Origin of the sequence: Nocardia goodfellowii (assembly GCF_017875645.1) — a bacterium.
Lineage (GTDB): Bacteria > Actinomycetota > Actinomycetes > Mycobacteriales > Mycobacteriaceae > Nocardia > Nocardia goodfellowii.
In genome coordinates this window covers 1294579-1319107 of sequence record NZ_JAGGMR010000001.1, presented here as the reverse complement: position 1 = coordinate 1319107, position 24529 = coordinate 1294579, and the positions used below count along the sequence as shown (strand labels likewise).

The window sequence follows — 24529 nt, the reverse complement described above, 5'->3', positions numbered from 1 at the left end:
GCATCATAGGGCCGTCAGTCGATTTCGATCACGATACGACCGCAGAACCGCTGTTCGCCATGCGTTCCGCACACGTCATATCGTGACCTGGACGCGAGCTTACGGGATCAGACGATACGGATCAGGATCTCGGAATGCCCGGCGCGGATGACATCACCGTCGGCCAGCTGCCAATCCTGCACCGGCGAGCCGTTGACCAGGGTTCCGTTGGTGGAACCCAGATCCGAGAGCATCGCGGTCTGACCGTCCCAGCGCACCTCGATGTGGCGGCGCGAGACACCGGTGTCGGGCAGGCGGAAATGCGCGTCCTGGCCGCGGCCGATGATGTTGCTGCCTTCGCGTAACTGGTAGGTGCGGCCGGAGCCGTCGTCCAGCTGCAGGGTGGCGGAGTAGCCCGAACCGGCCGGTGCCGCACCGGAATACGGCGCGGGCGCGGAGTACCCGGGCTGGGCGGCGTAGCCGGCCTGTTGCGAGTAGGCCTGGCCGTAGCCGCCCTGCTCTTCGGCGTAACCCGCTTCGCCGTAACCGGGTTCGCCGTATCCGGGCTGTCCGTAGCCCGGCTGCTGTCCGTATCCGGGCTGGCCGTAGCCGGGTTCCGCGTAACCGGGCTCGCCGTAGGCGGGTGCCTGCCCGTAGCCCTGCTGTCCGTAGCCGGGCTGCTGGCCGTACCCGGCGCCGCCCTGCCCGTAGCCCGGCTCCTGGTAACCGGCGGGCTGCTGGCCGTAGCCCGGTTCGCCGTAGGCGGGTGCCTGCCCGTACGCCTGCTGGCTGTAGCCGGGCTCCTCGTAACCGCCCGGCGCCTGATAACCACCCGGGGCCTGATACCCGGCCTGACCGGGTTGCGGCTGGTAGTCGTAGCCGTTCTGGTAGTCGCCGTAGCCCTGCTGCCCCTCGGGCGCGCGATAGTTGTCGGCACCACCCTCGTAGGGAGCGCGGTATTCCTCGCGATAGGCGCCGTTGGGCGGGTTGGGCCGCCCCGCCGGCGGCGGTGCGTACCCGCGATTGCGTGGATCGGACTCCGCGGGCTCACGGCTCGGGTCGTAGCCAGAGTTCTGCGTCATGGGGCCAGCTCCTGGTTGCGGGTTTGCAGGTCGTTGTGGCGAGGGTTCCGGGCGGTGAGCCGGTGTAGCTCCGCGACCGGCGTCGGGATCGACCCGGCCGCGTGCCCTGAACTGTCCGGTGTGCAGCGTAGGTGATGCCTCGAACGCTACGTGTACTTCGCCGTAGGTCTGCCACCCCTGATCGCGGATGTAGTCCTGGAGATGTTTGGCGAACGCACGGGTCGTGAGGGTGTGATCGGCGTCGAGTTTGCCGTGATCGGAGGAGTTGATGGTGATCACATAACTGTTCGGCGCCAGCAGATGTCCGCCGCCCACGTCCTCGATGTGCTCGGAGGCTTCGCGCTGCAGCGCCGCCTCCACCTCCTTGGGCACGACGTTGCCACCGAAGGCGCGAGCGAAGACATCGTCGACGGTGCCGCGCAAGCGCGCTTCGAATCGCGAAACGATGCCCATCCCCGGCCTCCCTTCGTCGAACGTCTTCCCCGAGTCATTGCCCATTTCATAACAACGACACGCATGTATGGCGTGTCGTGTGTCGACCACGTTCATTGCATGATATCCACGATCGTCCACACCTGTAACTCCTGGAAACCCTGACTGGTTCCCACCGTCCCCAGGAGTCATCAACGGTATCGCTGAACAGGCGATTTCGTTTCCGAGACGCACCCGTGATAAGTTCTTCCAGTCGCTCGGGCGAGTGGCGGAATGGCAGACGCGCTGGCTTCAGGTGCCAGTGTCCTTCGGGACGTGGGGGTTCAAGTCCCCCTTCGCCCACCACAGCAGAGGCCCACACTCCCAGAGTGTGGGCCTCTTCTCGTTTCGGCATCAGTTCTTCGTCAGTTTGGTGCTGGGAGCGCTCCCGGGCGTGGCGGAAGTGATGTCGGTCTCGGTGAGTACGCAGCGGGTGCGTTCGTAGATGGTGGGCATGCAGCGGTTGCAGTGCGTACAGGGGGAGACCGTGCGCTCTTCGGCGCGCAGCTGGTTGATCAGGTTCGGGTCGTAGAGCAGGGCGCGGGCCATGGCGACGAACTCGAACCCGTTGGTCATGGCGGTGTCGATGGCGGCGCGGGAGGCGATGCCGCCGAGCAGGATCAGCGGGAGGTCCAGGGCCGCGCGAAATTTCAGGGCCTCGTCGAGCAGATAGGTCTCGCGGTACGGGTAGGTGCGCAGGAATTTGCGGCCGCCGAGCCGGATTCCCCAGCGCTGCAACGGCGGGAATTGGGCGGCGAACTCGCGGATCGGCACGTCGCCGCGGAACAGGAACATGGGGTTGCGCAGCGAACTGCCGACGGTGAGTTCGAGCGCGTCCAGGTTGCCGTCGGCGGCGAGCCACTGGGCCACGGTCAAGCTTTCCGCACCCCGGAAACCGCCGCGCACACCATCGTCCATATTGAATTTGGCGAGCACGGCGATCGAGTCGCCGACCGCGCGGCGCACCGCGTCGGCGGTCTGGCGGACCAGGCGGGCGCGGTTTTCCAAGCTGCCGCCGTAGCTGTCGGTGCGTTTGTTCTCCAGCGGGCTCAGGAACGAGCTGAGGAGATAGTTGTGGCCGAAGTGCAGTTCCACGGCGTCGAATCCGGCCCGCACCGCCAGCCGGGCGGCGCCGGCGTGCGCGTCGATGACGCGGCGCAGGTCCGATTCGGTGGCGGCGTGGGTGAAGCGCAGGCCGAGCGGGTTGAACTGCCGGCCGGGCGCGAGTGCGGGCAGCCGATTGGAAGCGGCGTTCGCGACCGGGCCCGCGTGGCCGATCTGGGCGGAGGCGGCGGCGCCTTCCGCGTGTACCGCGTCGGTGAGCTTCTGTAGTCCCGGCACCGCGTCCGGACGCATCCAGATCTGGTGCCGATCGGTGCGGCCCTCGGGGGCGACGGCGCAGTAGGCGACGGTGGTCATAGCCGCGCCGCCCGCCGCTACTCGGCGGTGGAATTCGATGAGCTCATCGGTGACCAGCGCGTCCGGGGTGCGGCCTTCGAAGGTGGCCGCTTTGATGACACGGTTACGCAGGTGCACCGGTCCGAGCATGGCGGGGCCGAACGGATCAGGCGACATGCAGCCAGACTAGAACGTGTTGCACTTATGCAGGGCGGAATTCGACGCCGTAAACCGTTGCTTCCGCGCGAGAACCTGTTCTAGTTTGGGGCATGCGCAGATATGAGGGCCGTCGAGTACTGGTGACCGGAGCGGGATCGGGTATCGGACAGGGCATCGCCCTGCGCCTACTCGACGAGGGGGCGCAGCTGATCGCCGCCGATGTCGACGAGGCCGGCCTGCAAACCACCGCGGACAAAGCGGGTGACGCGGCCGAGCGGCTGCGGACGGTCCAGGTGAACATCGCGGACCCGGCGTCGGTCGGCGCGGGTGTCGCCGAAGGACTCGAATTCCTCGGCGGGCTGGACGTTCTGGTGAACGCGGCCGGCATCCTGAAGCCCGCGCGCACGCACGAGATGCCGCTGGACGCCTGGAACCAGATCATCACGGTCAACCTGACCGGTACTTTCCTGATGACCCAGGCCGCGCTGCCCGCGCTCCTGGATTCCGGGCACGGCGTCGTGGTCAATCTGTCCTCCACCGCGGCCACCAACGCCGCGCCGTACCTCGCCGCGTACGCCGCGTCCAAGGGTGGCGTCAACGCGTTCACCCATGCCATCGCGCTGGAATACGCCAAGCAGGGACTGCGCGCGGTGAACATCCTGCCGGCCGGCATCACCAGCGGCATCACCACCAAGTCGATCCTGGATCAGCCCGAGGGCGCGGACTGGAACCTGTTCGCGCGCTTGACCGGCTGGCTCAACGGCGGCGCGCTCGGTACCCCCGACGACATCGCGGGTGTGGTCGCCATGGTCGCCTCCGACGACGGCCGGTACATGACCGGCTGCGAGATCCGCGTCGACGGCGGCGCGGTCATGTAGTCAATTCGGTTCGGCGACAAGCAGATGCGTGGGGATCGGACGGCTCGGGAGCTGCCGGTGTTCGACAGTGCAGCCCGCGCGCTCCAGCGCGGCCCGTACATCGGCTACCGGGCGAAGCGTGAATCCGTAGGCGGTGAAGGGCATTCCGGCCATCGCCTCCGGATCGCCGATGCCGATCACCACCTTGCCGCCGGGTCGCACGGCGCGCGCGAGTTCGGCGCAGGCGGCATCCAGATCGGGCACGAAATAGATGGTGTTCACGGTGATGGCCGCGTCCAGGCTGTCGTCGGCGAACGGCAGATCGGTCATCGAGCCCGCGGTGAGCCGCAGTCGCCCCGCGGCGACTTCGCGAGCGTATGCCGAACGCGCGCGGGCCAGCATGTCCGGGGAGATCTCCACGCCGTGCACCACAGCGGTCGCCTCGCGGGCGAGCAGCAACTCGAGCCCGACGCCGCCACCGAAACCGATATCGGCGACGGTCGCGCCCGTGGCGGCATCGACCGCGGCTGCGATGAGGGCTTTGTTGCCGCGGTTGAGCACGAAGGCGACACCCTTACCCAGCACGCCGTGCGGGTTGCCGAGCTGGCCCGCGAGCGTGGACAGGATTTTCGCGCGTACTCCAGACATGGCGTTCATCGTAGGGAGATCGGTCGCCGCACGCTCGGACGAATTGAATTAGCCCTGGTTCCAATACTGTCGCCGCTGATGCCGATCGGGTTGGATCGGCACGAATGACCCTGGCTCGACCCCGAAAGCTGATCAGTATGCGTTCCCCCTTTGTCCTGTTCGCCGCCTGTGCTCTGGCGCTCACGCCGGCCGGCACCGCTCAGGCTGGCGAGTGGGGCCCGCTGGCGCCGCCGAATCCGTACCTCGGGCCGGTCGGTACCTCAACCATGCACGGAGACGCGGGTTCGTCGGACGCTACGCCGCTGGCCGGGCCGGGGACGGGACACATTTCGGTGGCGGCGTATCCGCTGGCCTCGGCCTGCCCGACGCTGTTGCAGGGAACCGATGGTTTGGTGGTCGCGCTGTGCACGGCGATCGTCGGACAGGCGCCGACCGTGCACCTGCTGGATCCGGCGAGCGACAGTCCGATCGGCACTTCGCTCGCGTCACTGGAATTGTCGAAAGGCAGTCTGCTCGGCGGGGTTTACGCGTATCTGGACCACGCCGACCGATTGGTCGCTGTGGACGGTGACCGAAAATTGTTGCGAATCGGGCATTTCCGGGAATCTGGTCGCTGGCGACTGGCGGTCGACGCGGTCACCGATCTGTCCGGGGTGATCCCGGTGGGCGACAACGTGACCGGCCTGGTGCCGGATTGGTCCGGGAATGTCTGGTTCGCCACGGGCAAGGGTGTGGTCGGTGCGGTCACCGCCTCCGGAACCACGGCAACCGTGGCGCTTCCCGCGGGCGAGCAAGTGGCAAACAGTATTTCGGCCGCACCGAGCGGCCGGGTCGCGGTGGCTTCTACCCACGCGCTCTACGAGTTGCGCGCCGACTCGAGCGGGCGGCCCGAAATCCTCTGGCGCGCCGCCTATGCGCGGGGTTCGGCACGCAAGCCGGGACAACTCAGCTGGGGGACCGGTTCGACGCCTACTTATTTCGGGCCGACCGACGGCGCGGACTATCTGACCATCGTCGACAATGCCGACGATCAGGTGCACGCGCTGGTTTACCGTTCCGGTAGTGGTGAATTGATGTGCTCGCGGCCGGTCCTCACCAAGGGCGGTGCGGGCAGCGAGAATTCGCCGATCGGAATCGGGCGGTCACTGTTCGTCGCGAGTACCTATGGCTACCCGTATCCCGCGGTGCCGGAAGGCGCAGGTCCCGCGGTGCCCGCGAGTGCGCCGTTCGTCGGCGGTATGACACGGGTCGACGTAGACGAAACCGGTTGCCACACCGTCTGGGAGAACACGGTGCGCAGCGCGGCCGTGCCGCATCTGTCCACAGCCGACGGCAAGCTGTACACAGTGCGCCGGGTGGGGCTGAATACCACTACGCCACTGGATGGTTACGCGTTCACCGTGCTGGACCCCGATTCCGGCGCGGTGCTGTCGGATCGGCCGTTGCCGGGCACGATTGTCGACGATCCGCTGCAGACCTCCGCGTTGATCACCGCCGGTGCACAGGTGTTGCAGGGCACGATCACCGGAATCCTGCGTATCAGCTGAGCTTTCGCCGACGGCCTGTGGATATCTGGCGCTGGCCTGTGGAATTCGTCGCTGTGGGCAAGGAAAGCGCTGGTAGTGCGGGTGTGCCGGGGTGACAGGGCGGACGGCCGGTGAAGCGCGGGTTTTGCCGCGCACGCCAGGCCGTGGTGCGGTCCGGTTTGGGCCGTTCGCCCGATGTACGCGAGCCTGTGGATATCTGAGGCAAAAATGTGGATAACAGCTGTGTGCGAATGGCGTTCGTGCTGGCTGTCGCGTCGCGGAGACAGCGCAGGAGTGAAAGCTGCTGTGCCGCACCGGCTGCGTACGACGGATGGCGCAACTGCGCCGGGTCGCGGCTACACCGCTGGTGGTGACGTGTTTTCGGCGACGATGTGAAGATCGGCGCAAATGTGCGCAGCGGAACCCGCGCTATGGAACACGCGCCGGACGGCTTCGCGTGCCGGAAGGTGGACGACTTGTCCACAGGTGGGTTGTCTCGGGGCTGCCCGAGGCTGGTGGTGGCGGTGCTCGCCAGTCGAATCGAAGTCTGAGATATGGCCGTCGAGCCGCTGTGGAAACGTGGCTGAGGCGAAGATCACACCGCTGACCGAAGTTGCGGCTGTGCTGCTGTTCGCCTCGGAGGGCGGCACGGGCCGCGGAGCATTTCTGTAACTGGTTATCGTTGAGATGAGGCGGTGTGGAGTATGTCCAGAGGGGAAACCGCAAGCACGTATCTTGCAAATAGGCTAATAAACAAACTTGAAGTCTCTTTCGTGTGCTTCGCCATCTAGCTACCTCGCAAGCAACTCTGAAATTGCAGGTAGACAGCCTTGGGAAGGCTCATCGAGAGCGTGGGACTATTCTCGGCAAATCGATCGAGCGACGCCTGTTGCGTTTGTCGGGGCTCGCGCTATCGATTTTCGTAACCACTAAAGCACGGTGTCCAGCGCCTTTCGAACTGGCTCAGGTTGGCAGCCATGGGTTAGCTGGAGCAACGAAAAACACTGGGCTCACTGGGGTTTGCTGGAGGGCTGCTAAATAGACTTGACAGCTGTGCGGGGGGTTGCGTAGGGGTAACGATTGTGTAGAGTTAACGCCAACGCTGGCCGCAGCTGAGCTGGACTCGCTGCGGCCAGCGGAACTCAAATGGGGGGTTCCGAGATTACGCCGTTATCAGGCGTTGCTACCGCGTTTCCGGTCCCACTTCACTCAGTGTGTGCTCGGCGTTGTCTGCCATGGGTTGTCGAGCGTCGCCGCCGCCGGATTGCTGGCTTGCGCGAGCACCGCCCGCCGTCCCAGGCCGAACACATACACCAGAAACAGGGCCTCCGCGAGGAAACCGATGCCGATCCGCATCGAACCGGGCAAGCCGCTCGGCGTCACGAACCCTTCGAGCAGGCCGGATACGAACAACACCGCCACCAGACCCAGCGCGATCGTCGCGGTGGCACGGCCCTGCCGGGCGACCGCCTCCAACCGGCTCAACCGGCCGGGATCGATCAGCGTCCAGCCCAGCTTCAAACCCGCGCCGCCGGCGACGAACACCGCCGTCAATTCCAGCATCCCGTGCGGCAGGATGTAGCCGAAGAACGCGTCCAGCCGATCGGCCTCGGCCATCAGGCCGCCCGTGATGCCGACATTCACCGCGTTCATCACCAGCATGTAGAGCACGGGCAGGATCAGCACGCCGGTGAACAAGCAGATCGCGCTCACCCAGGCGTTGTTGGTCCAGACCTGCGCGGCGAACGCGTCGTTCGGATGCTCGGTGTAATACGTCTCGAACCTGCCGCCCGGCGCGGTGATCGCGGAGTTGTCCGCCGGAATACCGAACAGGTCGCGGGCCGCACCGGAACCGCGAACCCACTCGGCGATCCCGGCCGTCAGCAAGACGAACAACGCGCCCGCCGTCGCCCACCACACCCAGGTCCGGTACACCGCCGCCGGGAAGGCGTGCGTCCAGAATCGGCCGATCTCGGCCCACGGATCGGATTTGGTGCCCAGCACCTTGCCGCGCGCCCGAGTCAGTACCGCGCTCAGCCCAGCGATGAGTTCCGGTTCCGGACTGTGCGATTGCAGCCGGGCCAGTTGCTGCGACGTCCGCCGGTACAGCGCGACCAGCTCTTCGGCTTCGGCGCCGGTGAGCTTCCCCCGCCGGGACAGATAGTCCAGCCGGTCCCAGGACCGCCGATGCATGACGCTGTAGGCGTCCACGTCCATTTCGGTTGCCTCCCATACCGCCGATGGGAAGAATGCTAGTCACATGGCTGAATTCACTACCGGCGAAGCGGTCTCGTTAGAGCTGCCGATCGCCCGGATCCCCACCAGGGCCACCGCGTTTCTCATCGACGTGCTGGTCCAGCTCGTGCTGGGCACCGTCGGCCTGCTCACGGTCGCCGTCCTGCTGGAGCAGGCCGACGCCGACGACGCGTGGGTCGCCGCGATCTTCTTGCTGACCATCGTGGCCGTTCTGGTCGGCTACCCCGTCACCTGCGAGACCCTCAGCCGTGGCCGGACACTCGGCAAAATCGCCGTCGGTCTCCGGGTCGTCCGCACCGACGGCGGCCCCATCGATTTCCGGCACGCCCTCACCCGTGGGCTGTCCGGCGCGATCGTCGACTTCTGGGTGTTCGGCGGGTTCGGCGCGATCGCGGTCATCACCTCGATCTGTTCCCCCAACGCCCGCCGCGTCGGCGATGTGCTCGCGGGCACTGTCGTCGTGCACGCGCAGCAGCCGCTGCCCCGCCCGGCCCTCGCCGTCCCCCCGCCCTGGCTGGCCGGCTGGGTCACCCAGCTCGATCTCACCGGCATCCCGGAGGACCTCGCCCTCGCGGTCCGGCAATACCTGACCCGGCTCCGAACCCTCACTCCCGCAGCACAAGCCGGCCTCGGACAGCAACTCGTCCACGCGGTCTGCGCCCGCCTCCGCATCGCACCTCCCGTCGGCTACCCGCCGGTCCAGATCCTCGGCGCGATCATCGCCGAACGTCAGCGCCGCGCCCTCACGACCAGCGGACCCAGCCTGGTACGCACCGGCTGACCTCAACCCGGCTGCGCTGGTGTGCGCCGGTCGGCGTCACCTCGGCCGTCAGTGTCGTAGCCGGTCATGGATCCCGTGGTCTCCGGCCTAGCCGGTGAACGGGGGGATGAACTCGCAGGGGACCGGGCGGGGGTTGGCTGGGTCGAGGGCGTTCAGGGCGAAGGCGGCTGCGCGGGGGCTGCCGGCGATGCCCGCGTGCTCGGAGAAATCGGATTCGCAGCCGTCCTGGACGGTGATGTTGGTGGCGTTGGGGGCGGGGACCAGGCCGACGGTATAAGGCATGACGGCTTCGTCGTAGCGGGTGGCGATATTGGTGTAGGTGACGGTGGGGTGGTAGACGCCGTCGGCGTTCAAGGCGGCCAGGAAAGCGGAGCCGCCGAGCATGGTGGGGCAGGACTGGCAGAGGCCGAGGGTGAGCATGCTGTCGACGGAGGCGGCGGGGGCGCCGAGGCCGCGGGCGAATGTGCGGATGAGGTCGGTGGCGTCTTCCCAGATGCCGAGCCAGGGTGGGGCGATGCCGACGAACTTGTCGACTTGACCGGCGCCACCCAGACGTTTGACGTAGTAGTTGCCGACGAAGTTGCCTTGCGAATGCGCGACGATGTCGACGCGTTCGGCTCCGGTCGCGCCGCGCACACGGTCGATGAAAGCGGCCAGCTGAGCGGCGCTTTCGGGAATGGGCCGCAGGCCGCCGATCTGGTTCAGCGGCCACGGCGCCGGCAGTGCGCCATAGGTGAGCGAATAGACGCAGTAGCCGGCGTTGGCGAGCAGTGGCGCGTAGACGCCCCAGTTGGTTTGCGCGCCGCCGCCGGTACCGTGCACCAGCACAACGGGATTGGGGTGTGCGGCGGTGGGACGGCAGGACCAGTCGTTCGCGCCGGGCAAGGCTCCGTTCGGGTTGGTCAGCTCGGACGGGATGCCGGAGAAGAAGTTGTAGTCCACCGGCAGGTCGGCGTGGGCCGGTGCGCTCGCCGTCGTCCAGAGGGCCGCGAGAGCGGCGACGAGCAGTAGTGCTTTCGATGAGCGCCGGAACAACGCACGCATGATGGACCCCTCCAGTTGGACTCTGCTCCGCGAATCTAACTGGAACCGGTTCTAGATATGCGGGAAATGACCAACTGAGACAGTGCGGTTCACAAGGAGCCGGATTGCTTGAGTTCGAGATACTCGTCGGCGAGCGCTTCGGGCAGCCGATTCGGCGGAGCGGAAACCACCGCGATACCCATGCGGCGCAACGATTCCTGCACCAGCGCACGCTCGGCCAGCACCGATTCGGCGGCGGCCGCGGTGTAGAGGTCATCCAGACGGTCACGGCGGGTGGCGGCCGCGGCGATGTCCGGATCGGTGACCGAGACAATCAGGACCCGGTGCCGCACAGCCAATACCGGCAGCACCGGCAGTAGATTCTCCTCGACCGCGGCGCCGTCCAAGGTGGTGAACCAGACCACCAGGCTGCGGCGGCGGGCCCGCTGGATGACAGCGCGCACCAGCCCCGGCGCGTCGGTGTCGACCAACGCGGGCGTCACCCCGGCCAGCGCGTGCATCAGTTTGAGCTGCAACCGGTTTCCGCCGATGCCGCGCACCTCCGCGCGGACCTCGCGGTCGTAGGCCAGCAGATCGACCGAATCACCGGCGGCCCCGGCGATTCCACCGAGCAGCAGCGCGGCCTCGATACCCGCGTCCAGCCGGGTGCCCTCGCCGACCCGACCGGCGCTGATTCGCCCGGTGTCCAGCAGCATCATGACGTGCCGGTTGCGTTCCGGCCGCCAAGTGCGCACCAGCACGTCGGTGGCGCGGGCGGTGGCCCGCCAATCGATCGACCGCACGTCGTCACCGGCGACATACTCACGGAAGGAATCGAATTCGGTGCCCTGCCCGCGGGTGTTGGCGACATTGCGGCCCTCGAGATGCTGCAACCGCCGCACTTTCGAACGCATCAACCGCTCACTGCGAAACGGCGGCAGCGCACGCACCCGCGCGGGGACCGCACGACGAGTCTGCCTGCCCGCCAGCCCGAGTGGGCCGAGCAGCCGCAGCGTCACCGGGCCCGCGACGCGGTCGCCGCGACAAGTCGGCGTGAGGGTGGTGCGCAGTCGAACCATCGTGTTGGGCGCCAAATGGATTCGGTGCCTGCGGTTACGTGTGCGGGCGCTGTCCGGCCAGTCGTCCCAGAGGTAGCCGCGCACGGTGCGGTTACCGGTGTTGGTCACGACGAGCTCGACCTCCACGCTGCGATCCAGCCGAACCACCGTGAGCGGCTCGCGGGTCAGGCTCACCGCCCGCGCCCGCGCCACCCAGCCCACATCGATCAACAGCAGCCAGCCGAGAATCGAGGTCACGAAGATGACCCCACCCCAGCCGTGCAACTCCACGGCGACCAGCAGGGCGCCCAGCGCCGCGACGGCGGCCAGCCGTCCGGTGACGACCACGGCTACACCGGGACCGGAACCGACAGCAGCAGCGACGAGAGCACACCCTCGGTCGTCACGCCGTCCAGTTCGGCCTCCGGCTTCAGCTGCAGCCGGTGCCGGAGTACCGCCGTGGCAACGTATTTCACGTCGTCGGGGGTGGTGAACGCGCGGCCGTTGAGCCAGGCGAAGGCGCGCGCGGCCGCCATCAGCGCGGTCGCGCCACGGGTCGAAGCGCCGTGCTGCACGGCGGGGGAGTTGCGGGTGGCCCGGCACAGATCGACGGTGTAGGCCAGCACCTCGGGACTGATCGTCACCTGCGCGACAGCCGCCCGCCCGGCGGTGATGTGCGCCGAGCCCGCCACCGGACGCAGACCGGCGGCGGTCAGATCACGCGGATCGAAGCCGGCGGCGTGCCGCTGCAGGATGCGGAATTCGTCGTCGCGGCCGGGCAATTGGATGTCGACCTTGAACAGGAACCGGTCCAGCTGCGCCTCCGGCAGCGGATAGGTGCCCTCCTGCTCGACCGGATTCTGGGTGGCGATCACCACGAACGGGTCGGGCAACAGCTGCGGTTTGCCGTCCACCGAGACCTGGCGCTCCTCCATCGATTCCAGCAGCGCCGACTGGGTTTTCGGGGGCGTCCGGTTGATCTCGTCGGCGAGCAGCAGATTGGTGAACACCGGGCCGTGCCGGAAAGTGAACTCGGCGGAATGCGGATCGTAGATCTGCGAACCGGTGACATCGCCCGGCATCAGGTCGGGAGTGAACTGGACTCGGGAATGCTCCAGATCCAGCGCCGTCGCCAGCGCCCGCACCAGCAGGGTCTTCGCGACACCGGGCACACCCTCGAGCAGCACGTGCCCCCGGCACAGCAGCGCGAGCACCAGATACATGATGGCCTGGTCGTTTCCGACGACCGCCTTGCCGATCTCGTTCCGCAGCGCCGCGAACGCCTGCACGGCCTCCGCGGCGGTCGGGGTGTGGGTGGTGTCGGTCTGGGTCATCGGTCCCCTCCTGTGGGTCCGGCGGTGGCGCCGGCTGGTGTGCTGCTCGGCGTATCGGCCTCGATCAGATCGAGCACCGCGGCGACGATACGCAGCGCCTCGGTGTCGGGTACGGGGCCGTACAGGGCGGTGCCGACCAACTGCTGGTCGGTGCCGGTGCGTGCGCTGACGGCGGCGACGATCTGTTCCGGCCGCGCGTCGGCGGGCACACCGAGGGTGGGCCGGACGCGGCGCAGGGTGGCGGCGCGAAGTTTCGCGGCGACATATTCGTGATCGCCGGAACGCCGATAGAGCGCGGCCTGCCCGGCCAGCAGTTCGTTCGCCGCGACCTCGACCGGGCGCGGTTCCCGGACCAGCGCGCCCCGGCGACGGGCCCGCCACCAAGCCACTGCCGCGGCGGCGATCAGGAATTGCAGACCACCGAACGCCAGCCACGGGGGCATGCGGGTGAAGATCGAGTCCTCGCCGGAGCAGAAGATCCAGCAGGTGTCGTCGCTATCCGCGGGCGGCTTCGGTGGCGGCGGGATGTCCGGCTGCTGGGGCGGTTTCGGCGCGGGGGGCGTGCCGAGCGCGTTGAGCGCGCCCCACAGGACCAGCGCCAGAGCGAGGGAAGCCAGCACGGCCGCCCAGAATTTCGGATTCCGCAGCAGGTCGGGTACCGGCGGAAGCGCGCGGCGTTTGCGCGTGCGCACCTCGACCGGCTCGGTGTCGGCCGGGCCGTGCTTGGGCGGCGGGGCGGCCGCGGAGTAACGATCGGCGGATTCCAGCCGCCGGTATTCGTCCTCGGTGGCGCGGCGGCCGCCGTAGACGACCTCGTCGAAATCGCGTGCCGCGGGCTGGATCTCGTCGCTCGCTTCGGGCGGCAGCGCGCGGGACACGTCCTGGGCGGTTTCGTCGGCGGTGCGCGAGCGCCGCACCTCGAGCACGCCGCCCTGTTCCAAGCCGCGCACCATGGCACGGAATCGCTCCCGGAGCGCACGGTCGTAGTCGCGGTTCGCGGCGGCGGCGTCGGCCGCGCCGCGATGCTCGGCCGCCGGACCCAGCGGCGGGATCCGCGGCGCGGGCTCGGCCGCGGGCGGACGCCAGAACTCGACTTCGACGGGATCGTGCCCGCCCGGCGCGTCGTCGTCTGCCCGCGCGGAATCGCGACGCGATACTTCACTCATAGACCTGCTCCGGGATGCGGATGTCGAGACCCTCGCGGCGGCAGCGCAGGTCGAGATAGGACACCACCCGTGTCGCCGACTCCACCATCTCACCGAACGCCAGGAACAGCAGCGCCGCCGAAGTGGTCAGCGTGACCACCGTCCACATGCGGGTACCGGAGAAATCGGCGACGAACAGACCGAGACCGAGCAGCGGAAGCAACAGCAGCAAGAGCAGCCCGCGGTGCGTCAGCCACACGCCGGTCAACGACCATTCCTTACCGGCGACAAGCAGTTTCGTGCGTCCTGCGGCTGTGCCGCGGTCGGCCCGCTCCGCAGCGATCACCGGAACGGCGACATAGTGTCGTGCGCGCCACCGGCCGAGAAAGGGCAGACCGAAGAGCGCGAGCAGCACCAGCGACGTCACCCCCAGCACGGGGGCGGTGGTGAGCAGCAGGCAGAAAACCCCGAAGGCCACGGCCCGGATCAGCGTATAGGGCAACTCGTACAGCGCCATCGGCCGCACGAAAGAACCCATCCGGTCCAGGGCCACCCGCCAGGTGATCCGGCGACCGGCCACGTCGGCCAACCCCAGCGCGACGGTCGTCCCGCGCAGCAGAAAGCGCAGCGCCCACGCGGCCGCCAGCGTCGCCAGCACCGCTCCCCACCGGATTCCCTCGTCGGAGCCGCCGGTCAGCGCCGAAACGCCCACGGTGACAGCCATGACGAAGATCTCGGCCACCACCAACCCCGCCGCACCCAGCCGGACCAGCGCCCCGATATTGGCCTGGACCAGCGCGAACGGTAGGTCGAGCAGTTCACGGAAGGTCAACGGGCGCACCGGCACCGTCGGTCCTACTGACCCTGGTGCCGGATCGTCTTCCGCCCCGACGGCACCGGCCGGGTCGGCTGGTAACACCCGGCCGAGTCTAGAGCGTCCGCGCTGCTTCCGTCACCTCGGTAAACGCGCGGACGATCCAGCTCAGCGCGGGTCAGCAGCGGCTCGCCGGCGGCGAGAGTGCTTGCGACTCGACTTCTTTCCGCCGAGCAGTGGGTCAGGAGTGAAGTAGCGCGTCCTTTGGGATGAGCCGCGGCCCGATGAAGGGGAGCACGCCATTGGATCGAGGCGCGGCTCGCCGTGTGCTCAGGCCGTTGGCGCGCGAGTCGGCCTCAAGACGGCGGAGGCGTCGTCCGTCCGCCGAGTAGACGGGCCACGACTCGGCGGTACAGCTCTGGCTCCACTGGGGGGAGGCCGAGGAGGGCACGCAAATAGACGCCGTCGCCGACCAGGCTGACGATCGTGGCTTGGATCGGGTCCGGGATCTCGTTGTCCAGGCCGGTCTGCCACTTGGCCATCACCTCGTCCAGGGCGCGTTCGGCTTCGTCGACGTCGGTGTCCTGGGGGCCGTCGAGGGTGCGCATGGCGGCCAGCATGGAGCGCTGTACCGCGATCTCGAGTGCGTCGTCCTCGTTGTCCGGGTGGGGGGCTTGGAGGTACCACTCGGCGACCGATTTGCCTTCGGCGACGGCGGTTTCCAATTGCTGATCAGCGCGTTCGCCGAGACGGCGGACGAGCCCGGCGAGCAGGGCGTCTTTGGATTTGTAGTGGTAGAGCAGCCCGCCTTTGGAGACGCCGGCCGCGGCGGCGACGTTCTCCAATGTCACCTGAGACATGCCCTTTTCCAGGAGCAGCATCTCCAGCGCGTCGAGGATTCGGTCGCGGGTGCTTGCTGGGTCGCGAGTCGTCACGGGCATAACTGTACCGTCCGGACGGTTAATCTGGTACTGTACCGGCTGGACGGTTCACCCCCCGAAAGTAGAAGGATCATGACCACCGACATCACCGCCGCACCCGGTTCGAGCGCACCCGCCACCGCCCGTACCTGGGCGGGCCTGGGCGTCCTCGCACTCGCGTTGCTGCTGATCGCGGTGGACGCGACCGTGCTCGACCTCGCGGTCCCCGCCATCAGCGCGGACCTCGCCCCGACCACCCCGCAACTGCTCTGGATCATCGACGTCTATTCGTTCGTCCTGGCGGGCCTGCTCATCACCATGGGTTCCCTCGGCGACCGGATCGGCCGCCGCCGTCTGCTGCTCATCGGCGCGGCCGGCTTCGGTCTGGCCTCGGCGGTGGCCGCCTGGGCGATCAATCCCGAAATGCTCATCGCGGCGCGCGTGCTGCAAGGGCTCGCCGGCGCGACCCTGATGCCCGCGACTCTCGGTTTGATCCGCGGCATGTTCGCCGATCCGCGGCAGCGCACCATCGCCATCTCGGTGTGGGGCGCGATGGCGGGTTCCGGTTCCGCGCTCGGTCCGCTGCTGGGCGGCTGGCTGCTCGAGCATTACTGGTGGGGTTCGGTGTTCCTGGTGAACCTGCCGGTGATGGCCCTGCTGATCGTGCTCGCTCCGATGCTGGTGCCGGAGTCACGTGACCCGAATCCCGGTCGCTTCGACCTGGCGAGCGCGGGCTTGTCGATGCTGGCATTGATCCCGATCGTCTACGCGGTCAAGGAAACCGCGGCGCACGGGTTCAGCTGGCTCGCGGTGGCCGCCGCCGCGGTCGGTGTCGGGGCGGGCGTGGTTTTCCTGCGCCGTCAGGGCCGCCTGGCCGACCCGCTGCTCGACCTGGAATTGTTCCGGCGCCCGCCGTTCCGGGCGGCGACGCTGACCAATCTGCTGTCGGTCTTCGCGCTCGCGGGCGTGCTGTTCTTCGGCTCGCAGTATCTGCAACTGGTTCTCGGCCGCTCGCCGCTGGAAGCCGGTGTGCTGCTGGTGCCGGGCATGGTCGGCAGCATCGCGGGTTCGCTGGGCGCGGCCTGGCTGGTGCGCCGGTGGCGACCGGTCATGGTGCTGTGCGGCGCGCTGCTGGTGGCCGCCGTGGGTGGCATGTTGTTCTGGCTGCTGCGGGCCGACCCGTCGGCCGCGGTCACGCCGTTCGTCCTCGGCTTCACCCTGATCGGTATCGGAGCCGGTGTGGCGCTGACCGTTTCGGCGGACATGATCGTCAGCTCCGCGCCCGCCGAACGTGCGGGCAATGCCGCCGCCATCTCGGAGACGGCGATGGAAGCCGGTGTGGCCCTGGGCGTCGCGGTACTCGGTAGCGTCGTCATGGGCGTGTTCCGGCACGGTTTGGATGTGTCCTCGGTCCCGGCCGCACACTCCGGGGCGGCTCACGAGTCGCTCGGCGGTGCGGTCGAAACCGCCCGCGCGCTACCGGAATCCATGGCCGTGGAGCTGCTGGAATCCGCACGCGCGGCCTTCGTGTCGGGTGTCCACTGGGCGGCGACCGGGACCACGGTGATCCTGTTGCTCACCGCGGTGATGGTGTACCGCGCAGCGCGTAGTAAGGACTCGGGAGAGTAGTCCGGCCGACGTTCGACGGCGGTTACTCGGTGTTGAACAGCGACCTGTCAGGGCACGCCCTTTCAGCGTCAGTTGCCGGGCGGAAGTTCGCGAGGTCCGCGGCGGCCGAAGAGCTGGCGCTTCCGCGGCCCGGACAGCTCATCCTGACGATCCGCGTCGGGCAATGCGGGGGTCTGCGGCGCGGGCGTTTGCGGTTGTGCGTAATCCGCGTCGACGACGGTGGCGGCGATGTGCTGCGCCTGCGGGGAACCCGTCTGCAACTGGTAGCCGGACTGCGGCGTGCTCATCGCGGGCGAATCCTGGGTGTCCACCGTCACTTTGCGGGTGCGCCGCAGCGTGAAGGTGATCTCCTCGACCTCTTCGAAGGCTTGCCGGGCGGTGCGCAGCGGATGGGTCGCGGTGTCGACGGCGTTCGCAACGAAGGACGGAACCAGCGGGCGAATCCAGCGGGCGGCGGTGTCGGAGAACGGGACCTGGCCGATGATCGGCAGTTCCAGGCCGCCGCTCCGCGGTGCGGCGGGCTGATGCGGCACGAGTTCGCCGGAGCGGGTGGACGGCGGGGCGGAGACGGTGGCGGGTAGGTGGGAAGACACGGTGCTGTCCTTTCCGGCCGGAAGTTCGGCGGGTCGCGGTGCTGATCCGAGGCGCTCGGGTTCGTTGATGCCGATCTCCAGGCCGCCGATGGCGGCGATGACGCGGGTGCGCTGGCGCTCCCGATCGATGGCGGTGTCGGCTTCGGCGGCCAGGCGGGCGGCGGTGAGTTGTTGTTCGGCGCGCAGTTTTTCGGCTTCGGCACGGACCTCGGCTCGTTTCACGGCGATGGCCGCGTCGGCGGCCCGTTCGGCCTCGTCCTGCACCGTGCGGAAGGCATTGCGCCGATCGAAGGAGGTGCTGCCGCGCCACCAGCGCAGCAGCAACGGCAGCAGGGCGAGCAGGGTGAACGCCACGACGGTGAGCAGCCAGAGCAGCAGCGCGCCCGCACTGCCGAAGGCGTGGTCGTGCACGGCGAGCCAGCGCGCGCCCAGGCCGCGGTCGGCGTCGGCGAATGCCGCGGTGCGGGCCGCGGCGGCGTCTTTCTCCTCCTCGGAGATCCGCTGGTTCGCCGCCTCCACTCGGCCCTGCGCGGTGGCCAGTTGGCGGCGCGCGTCGTCCAGCATCTCGTTGGCGGTGCGCGCCTCGGGTCCGTTGCCGGGCACCCCGGTGATCCTGGTTCGGGGGCATTCCGGCGACGGATTGAATTCGCACCGCGCGATGACGAGCAGGCGATCGATATCGGTCTGCGCCTGGGTTATCGCCTGGTCCAGCGCACCGCGGTCGGCTCGCGCGCTGTCGAGCTCGGTGTGCGCGGCCAGGACGGCAGGGGCCGATTCCACCCCGCGCTGGGCCTTCTCGTCCAACAACCGGTCGACGGTGCCGCCGAACAGCACGGTGCTCGCCAATTCGGCGATCAGCACGCCCACCAGCACCGCGACCCCGATCCGGGCCAGCTGCCCGCTCCGATCGGGGGTGCCGCTGGGCCGCACGGTGGCCAGCGCCCGCCCGACCGCCCCGGCCAGCAGGGCGACGACGACGGCGACCGGGACCGCGGCGAACAGTGACCACTCGGCGGCGGCCAGCGCGAGCGTTGTCACCACTCCCGCGACCACGGCGAACAAGGCGACGACAGCGCCGGTGACGGCGTAGTCGGAGTGTTCGTGCCGATAGACCTCGGACCGATCAGGGGTGTCCCACCGCAGACCTCCGCCGAGCCAGGTGAGCAAGCCGGTGACGGTCATGGGATCTCACATCCTGGATAGGTGGGCCCGGCTCCGCACCCCCGGAAGCTGCGCGGCTTCCCCGCTTGGACTCCGGTCGGGGGCATGGCGTCAGGCGAAACTGTCACGGATTCGTTGTGACAGCGTGACAGCCGGGTGCCCGACACACCGAGCGTGCGGACGGGGTTGTGGGCAGCCTCACAATTGGACGGGGAACCGCCACTCCGGCAGGCGATTTCGGGCTCGAGGCGGTTGCGACGGGACTAAATACCGTGTTGCGGCCGAGCCGCCGGAAGAGTGCCGGGTGCTGTGGGGAATCCCACTCGATTCGATAGCTGAGAGTGTGCTGTCAGCCACATGCCGAGAAAGAGTCCGAACGGTCGGATCCCACTCCGATGCTCGTCATGCCTTCTGTAGGAAATGTCTCAGGCCCGCCCGCAGCGAGGTAGCCGCCACTGCGTGGTTTGTCGATCGAGACCGCGGGGAAATCCACTGCGATGCAGGTCGGAAGGTGGATACGGCTGGGTCCACAATCCGGCGAACGTCAAGTTTCCGCTGGTTGACACCCCGGAGCTGGGGATCGATCGGTCCGTACCCGCTGCTTTACACTGGACAACGCGCACGAGTTGGAGGACCGCATGAAGAAGCCCAGCTAGACCTGGTTATTAGTCAAACCTAAGTTGGTTGGGCCCCGGACCTGACTTATCGTTTGCTCTTACGCCGAACACAAACTGGTCGGCTGTATCGCCCGCACGGTTCACCCAGCCGGTGCCCCAGCGTAGCGGGCGACACCCGCAAGGAAGTTAGGAACTCGTAAGAGTTCCGTTACTTCCGAGCACCCCACACCGAAGCGGGTGGACAACTGGAGACGTGACTGCACGCCGGACCATCAGCGCGGCTGGATCCGGAACGTACGGGCGCAGTCTTGACGTAGGCGTTCGGAGTTATACGACAGAGGCGGAAAGGCCGAATTCTTTTCTTCGAAGGCCGACTTTTCTTGAAGGCAGAGGCATGACGCAACTTCCTGGCCACAGGTCCCCTGGACCCATCGGGCTTTATGACCCGGCGAACGAGCACGACGCCTGCGGTGTCGCGTTCGTCGTCGACATGCACGGCCGCCGCAGCCGCGACATCGTCGACAAGGCTATTACGGCTCTGTTGAACCTGGAGCACCGTGGTGCTGCCGGCGCCGAACCGAACTCCGGTGACGGTGCGGGCATCCTGCTGCAGGTGCCGGACCGATTCTTCCGCGCGATCGTGGACTTCGATCTGCCGGCGGCAGGCGCCTACGCCACCGGTATCGCCTTCCTGCCGCAGGCCCGTCGAGAAGCCGCGCGCGCCGCCTACGGCGTGGAGAAGATCGTCAAGGAAGAGGGCCTGGAGGTCCTCGGCTGGCGCGAGGTCCCGATCGACGAGTCCTCGCTCGGCGCGCTCGCCCGCGACGCCATGCCGACTTTCCGTCAGATCTTCGTCGCCTCGCCCAAGGACTCCGCCGAGCAGCTGTCCGGCATGGCTCTGGAGCGCCGCGCCTACGTCATCCGCAAGCGGGTCGAGCACGAGCTCGGCAAGGCCGGCGCGGGCGAGGGCTCGACCGGCAAGGAGTCGGTGTACTTCCCGAGCCTGTCCGGGGAGACCTTCGTCTACAAGGGCATGTTCACCACGCCCCAGCTGCGCGCCTTCTACCTGGATCTGCAAGACGACCGCGTCGAGTCGGCGCTGGGCATCGTGCACTCCCGGTTCTCCACCAACACTTTCCCCTCGTGGCCGCTGGCGCACCCGTTCCGCCGGGTCGCGCACAACGGTGAGATCAACACCGTCACCGGCAACGAGAATTGGATGCGCGCCCGCGAGGCGCTGCTGAACTCCGACGTGTTCGGCACCGACTCGGCCGGCAAGAACCGCCTGGAGAAGATCTTCCCGGTCTGCACCCCCGGGGCCTCGGACACCGCGCGTTTCGACGAGGTGCTGGAACTGCTGCACCTCGGTGGCCGCAGCCTGCCGCACGCCGTGCTGATGATGATCCCGGAGGCGTGGGAGCGCTCCGAGAACATGGATCCGCAGCGCCGCGCGTTCTACGAGTACCACTCCTATCTGATGGAGCCGTGGGACGGCCCGGCCTCGGTCTGCTTCTCCGACGGCACCGTCGTCGGCGCCGTGCTGGACCGCAACGGCCTGCGCCCCGGCCGCATCTGGGTGACCGAGGACGGCCTGGTCGTGCTGGCCTCCGAGGTCGGCGTGCTGGACATCGACCCGTCCAAGGTGGTCCAGAAGTTCCGACTACAGCCCGGCAAGATGTTCCTGGTCGACACCGCCCAGGGCCGCATCATCAGCGATGACGAGTTCAAGTCGCAGCTGGCCGCCGAGCACCCGTACCAGCAGTGGCTCGACGACGGCGTCACCAAGCTCAGCGATCTGCCGGACCGCCCGCACGTGCACATGTCGCACGACCGGGTGCTGATCCGGCAGCAGATCTTCGGATACACCACCGAGGAGCTGAACCTGCTGATCTCGCCGATGGCGAAGAGCGGCATGGAAGCGCTCGGCTCGATGGGCACCGACACCCCGATCGCGGTGCTGTCCTCGCGTCCACGCCTGCTGTTCGACTACTTCTCGCAGCTGTTCGCGCAGGTCACCAACCCGCCGCTGGACGCCATCCGCGAAGAGGTCGTCACCAGCCTGAAGCGGGCCATCGGCCCCGAGGCCGATCTGCTGCATCCGAGCCCGGAGTCCTGTAAGCAGATCGCCATCGAGGGACCCATCCTCGACAACGACGAGCTGGCCAAGCTCGTGCACATCAACGACGACGGCTCGCACCCCGAGCTGCGGTCGGTCGTGGTGCGCGGTCTGTACCCGGTCAAGAAGGGCGGCAAGGGTCTTCGCAAGGCGCTCGAGGCCATCAACACCCAGGTGTCGGCGGCCATCGACGGCGGCGCGCGGATCATCGTGCTCTCCGACCGCGAGTCCAACGAGAAGCTGGCGCCGATTCCGTCGCTGCTGCTGACCGCGTCGGTGCACCACCATCTGGTGCGTGAGCGCACCCGCACCAAGGTCGGCCTGGTCGTGGAGGCCGGTGACGCCCGCGAGGTGCACCACATGGCCCTGCTGGTCGGTTTCGGCGCGGCCGCGATCAACCCGTACATGGCCTTCGAGACCATCGAGGACCTGCTCGAGCGCGGCGCGCTGGAGATGCCGGGCAGCACCGGCGATCATGCCGCCGACTTCCGCAAGGCCGTCGCGAACTACAACAAGGCCGCCGGCAAGGGCGTGCTGAAGGTGATGTCCAAGATGGGCATCTCCACCGTGGCCTCCTACAACGGCGCCAAGCTGTTCCAGGTGATCGGCCTGTCCCAGGACCTGGTGGACGAATACTTCACCGGACTGAACTCGCCGCTGAACGGCATCGGCCTGGACGAGATCGCCGACGACGTGGCGGCCCGGCACCGGGTGGCGTTCCTGGAGAACCGCAACGAGCGCGCGCACCGCGAGCTCGAGGTCGGCGGCGAATACCAGTGGCGGCGCGAGGGTGAGTACCACCTGTTCAACCCGGACACCGTGTTCAAGTTGCAGCACGCGACCCGCACCGGTCAGTACGGCATCTTCAAGGAGTACACCAAGCTGGTCGACGACCAGTCCGAGCGTTTGGCTTCGCTGCGCGGTCTGTTCAAGTTCAAGACCAAGAACCGCGCGCCGATCTCCATCGACGAGGTCGAGCCGGCTTCGGAGATCGTGAAGCGGTTCTCCACCGGCGCGATGAGCTACGGCTCCATCTCGGCGGAGGCGCACGAGACGCTCGCGATCGCGATGAACCGGCTCGGCGGCCGCTCGAACTCCGGTGAGGGCGGCGAGCATCCGGCCCGCTTCGAGGTCGAGGAGAACGGCGACTGGCGCCGGTCCGCGATCAAGCAGGTGGCCTCGGGTCGCTTCGGCGTGACCTCGCACTACCTGTCGAACTGCACCGACATCCAGATCAAGATGGCCCAGGGCGCCAAGCCGGGCGAGGGCGGTCAGTTGCCCGCGCACAAGGTGTACCCGTGGGTCGCCGAGGTGCGGCACTCGACGCCGGGCGTGGGTCTGATTTCCCCGCCGCCGCACCACGACATCTACTCGATCGAGGATCTGGCTCAGCTGATCCACGATCTGAAGAACGCGAACCCGCAGGCGCGGATTCACGTGAAACTTGTCGCGGAGCCGGGCGTCGGCACCGTCGCCGCGGGCGTCTCCAAGGCGCACGCCGACGTGGTGCTGATCTCGGGTCACGACGGTGGCACCGGCGCGTCGCCGCTGACCTCGCTCAAGCACGCGGGCGGTCCCTGGGAGCTCGGCCTGGCCGAGACCCAGCAGACGCTGCTGCTCAACGGTCTGCGCGACCGCATCGTGGTGCAGGTCGACGGTCAGATGAAGACCGGCCGTGACGTCGTGATCGCCGCGCTGCTCGGCGCGGAGGAGTACGGCTTCGCGACCGCGCCGCTGGTGGTCTCGGGCTGCATCATGATGCGGGTCTGCCACCTCGACACCTGCCCCGTGGGTGTCGCGACACAGAATCCGGTGCTGCGCGAACGCTTCACCGGCAAGCCGGAATTCGTCGAGAACTTCTTCATGTTCATCGCCGAAGAGGTCCGGGAGCTGCTGGCGTCGCTGGGCTTCCGCACGCTGGACGAGGCCATCGGCCGGGTCGACATGCTCGACACCGCCAAGGCCAAGCAGCACTGGAAGGCCAGCAAGCTGGACCTGTCGCCGATCCTCGACGATGTCGAGACGGCGTTCATGTACCAGGATCGCCGCTGCACCAAGACCCAGGACCACGGCCTGGACAAGGCGCTGGATCAGCAGCTGATCACCCAGGCGCGCGATGCCCTGGAGCGCGGCACCCCGGTCAAGTTCGAAACCAAGATCACGAACGTGAACCGGACCGTCGGCACCATGCTGGGCCACGAGGTGACGAAGAACTTCGGTGGCGTCGGTCTGCCCGACGACACCATCGACATCACCTTCACCGGCTCCGCGGGCAACAGCTTCGGCGCCTTCGTCCCCGCGGGTCTCACCCTGCGGGTGCAGGGCGACGCGAACGACTATGTGGGCAAGGGTCTTTCCGGCGGCCACCTGGTCGTCCGCCCGGCGCTCAACGCCCCGGCCGAGTTCAAGGCCGAGGAGAACATCATCGCGGGCAACGTGCTGCTGTTCGGCGCGACCAGCGGCAAGGCGTTCCTGTCCGGTGTGGTCGGTGAACGGTTCGCGGTGCGCAACTCCGGCGCCACCGCGGTGGTCGAGGGTGTGGGCGACCACGCGCTCGAGTACATGACCGGCGGCAAGGTGGTCATCCTGGGTGAGACCGGCCGTAACTTCGGCGCCGGTATGTCCGGCGGCGAGGCCTATGTCTACAACCCGAACGGCACTTTCGCCGAGCGGGTGAACCCGGAACAGGCCGGCGCCCTGGAGGAGCTCACCGACGATGACCGCACGTTCCTGCGCGACATCATCAGCGAGCACCGCGCCCAGACCGGTTCGGCTGTCGCCGAACGCATCCTGACCGATTGGGCCAAGGAATCGGCTCACTTCGTGAAGGTCATGCCGCGTGAATACAAGAAGGTTTTGCTCGCGATCTCCGAGGCCGAAAAAGCAGGCACGGATGTGAACGAGGCGATTATGGAGGCCGCTCGTGGTTAACGTGTCGAATAAAGTGCTGACTCGGCGCTGT

The 24529-nt window shown here is 67.9% G+C and carries 16 protein-coding genes and 1 tRNA gene; 6 read left to right on the top strand and 11 right to left on the bottom strand.

Annotated features, from left to right (window positions below):
* Positions 1 to 107: 107 nt before the first annotated feature.
* Entirely contained in the window at positions 108 to 1514 is a 1407-nt protein-coding gene (locus BJ987_RS05530) for an FHA domain-containing protein (protein ID WP_209885280.1), read from the bottom strand.
* 238 nt (positions 1515 to 1752) lie between these two features.
* On the opposite strand from BJ987_RS05530, the gene BJ987_RS05525 reads away from it, so the two are divergent.
* A tRNA-Leu gene (locus BJ987_RS05525) sits at positions 1753 to 1838 on the top strand.
* 48 nt (positions 1839 to 1886) lie between these two features.
* On the opposite strand, the gene BJ987_RS05520 is transcribed toward BJ987_RS05525, so the two are convergent.
* Positions 1887 to 3107, bottom strand: a complete 1221-nt coding sequence (locus BJ987_RS05520; RefSeq protein ID WP_209885278.1) for an NADH:flavin oxidoreductase — start codon at positions 3105 to 3107, stop codon at positions 1887 to 1889.
* 92 nt (positions 3108 to 3199) lie between these two features.
* On the opposite strand from BJ987_RS05520, the gene BJ987_RS05515 reads away from it, so the two are divergent.
* Positions 3200 to 3967: an SDR family NAD(P)-dependent oxidoreductase gene (locus tag BJ987_RS05515; RefSeq protein ID WP_209885276.1), complete on the top strand. Its 768-nt coding sequence runs from the start codon at positions 3200 to 3202 to the stop codon at positions 3965 to 3967.
* Here the strand turns inward: BJ987_RS05515 and BJ987_RS05510 are convergent, their stop codons facing one another.
* Positions 3968 to 4594, bottom strand: a complete 627-nt coding sequence (locus BJ987_RS05510; RefSeq protein WP_209885274.1) for a class I SAM-dependent methyltransferase — start codon at positions 4592 to 4594, stop codon at positions 3968 to 3970.
* A gap of 137 nt (positions 4595 to 4731) precedes the next feature.
* Between BJ987_RS05510 and BJ987_RS05505 the strand changes: the two genes are divergently transcribed.
* A complete protein-coding gene (locus tag BJ987_RS05505; RefSeq protein WP_209885272.1) occupies positions 4732 to 6141 on the top strand; it encodes a hypothetical protein in 1410 nt (469 codons plus the stop codon).
* Positions 6142 to 7329: 1188 nt separating this feature from the next.
* On the opposite strand, the gene BJ987_RS05500 is transcribed toward BJ987_RS05505, so the two are convergent.
* The gene (locus BJ987_RS05500; protein WP_209885270.1) at positions 7330 to 8337 is read right to left on the bottom strand and encodes a stage II sporulation protein M; all 1008 of its coding nucleotides are present in this window, start codon (positions 8335 to 8337) and stop codon (positions 7330 to 7332) included.
* Between the two features lie 43 nt (positions 8338 to 8380).
* On the opposite strand from BJ987_RS05500, the gene BJ987_RS05495 reads away from it, so the two are divergent.
* A complete protein-coding gene (locus BJ987_RS05495; protein WP_209885268.1) occupies positions 8381 to 9157 on the top strand; it encodes an RDD family protein in 777 nt (258 codons plus the stop codon).
* Positions 9158 to 9244: 87 nt separating this feature from the next.
* On the opposite strand, the gene BJ987_RS05490 is transcribed toward BJ987_RS05495, so the two are convergent.
* The 6 genes from BJ987_RS05490 to BJ987_RS05465 all read right to left on the bottom strand — a co-directional run bounded on the left by BJ987_RS05490 (position 9245) and on the right by BJ987_RS05465 (position 15472).
* Entirely contained in the window at positions 9245 to 10201 is a 957-nt protein-coding gene (locus BJ987_RS05490; protein WP_209885266.1) for an esterase/lipase family protein, read from the bottom strand.
* A gap of 89 nt (positions 10202 to 10290) precedes the next feature.
* Positions 10291 to 11586, bottom strand: a complete 1296-nt coding sequence (locus BJ987_RS05485; protein WP_209885264.1) for a DUF58 domain-containing protein — start codon at positions 11584 to 11586, stop codon at positions 10291 to 10293.
* Between the two features lie 2 nt (positions 11587 to 11588).
* Positions 11589 to 12572 (bottom strand): AAA family ATPase, encoded by a 984-nt coding sequence (locus BJ987_RS05480; protein ID WP_209885262.1) that lies wholly within the window; start codon positions 12570 to 12572, stop codon positions 11589 to 11591.
* Positions 12569 to 13738, bottom strand: coding sequence for a DUF4129 domain-containing protein (locus BJ987_RS05475; protein WP_209885260.1), 1170 nt, complete (start codon positions 13736 to 13738; stop codon positions 12569 to 12571). Before BJ987_RS05475 ends, BJ987_RS05480 begins: the two co-directional genes overlap by 4 nt.
* On the bottom strand, positions 13731 to 14564 hold the full coding sequence (locus BJ987_RS05470) for a hypothetical protein (protein WP_307869497.1): 834 nt from the start codon (positions 14562 to 14564) through the stop codon (positions 13731 to 13733). Before BJ987_RS05470 ends, BJ987_RS05475 begins: the two co-directional genes overlap by 8 nt.
* Before the next feature lie 323 nt (positions 14565 to 14887).
* Positions 14888 to 15472: a TetR/AcrR family transcriptional regulator gene (locus BJ987_RS05465; RefSeq protein WP_209885258.1), complete on the bottom strand. Its 585-nt coding sequence runs from the start codon at positions 15470 to 15472 to the stop codon at positions 14888 to 14890.
* 72 nt (positions 15473 to 15544) lie between these two features.
* On the opposite strand from BJ987_RS05465, the gene BJ987_RS05460 reads away from it, so the two are divergent.
* Positions 15545 to 17080, top strand: a complete 1536-nt coding sequence (locus BJ987_RS05460; RefSeq protein ID WP_209885256.1) for an MFS transporter — start codon at positions 15545 to 15547, stop codon at positions 17078 to 17080.
* A gap of 68 nt (positions 17081 to 17148) precedes the next feature.
* Here BJ987_RS05460 and BJ987_RS05455 read toward each other — a convergent pair whose 3' ends face one another.
* Positions 17149 to 18855, bottom strand: a complete 1707-nt coding sequence (locus tag BJ987_RS05455) for a DUF4407 domain-containing protein (protein WP_209885254.1) — start codon at positions 18853 to 18855, stop codon at positions 17149 to 17151.
* A gap of 990 nt (positions 18856 to 19845) precedes the next feature.
* Here BJ987_RS05455 and gltB point away from each other — a divergent pair.
* Entirely contained in the window at positions 19846 to 24498 is a 4653-nt protein-coding gene (gene gltB, locus BJ987_RS05450) for a glutamate synthase large subunit (protein ID WP_209885252.1), read from the top strand.
* Positions 24499 to 24529: the final 31 nt, after the last annotated feature.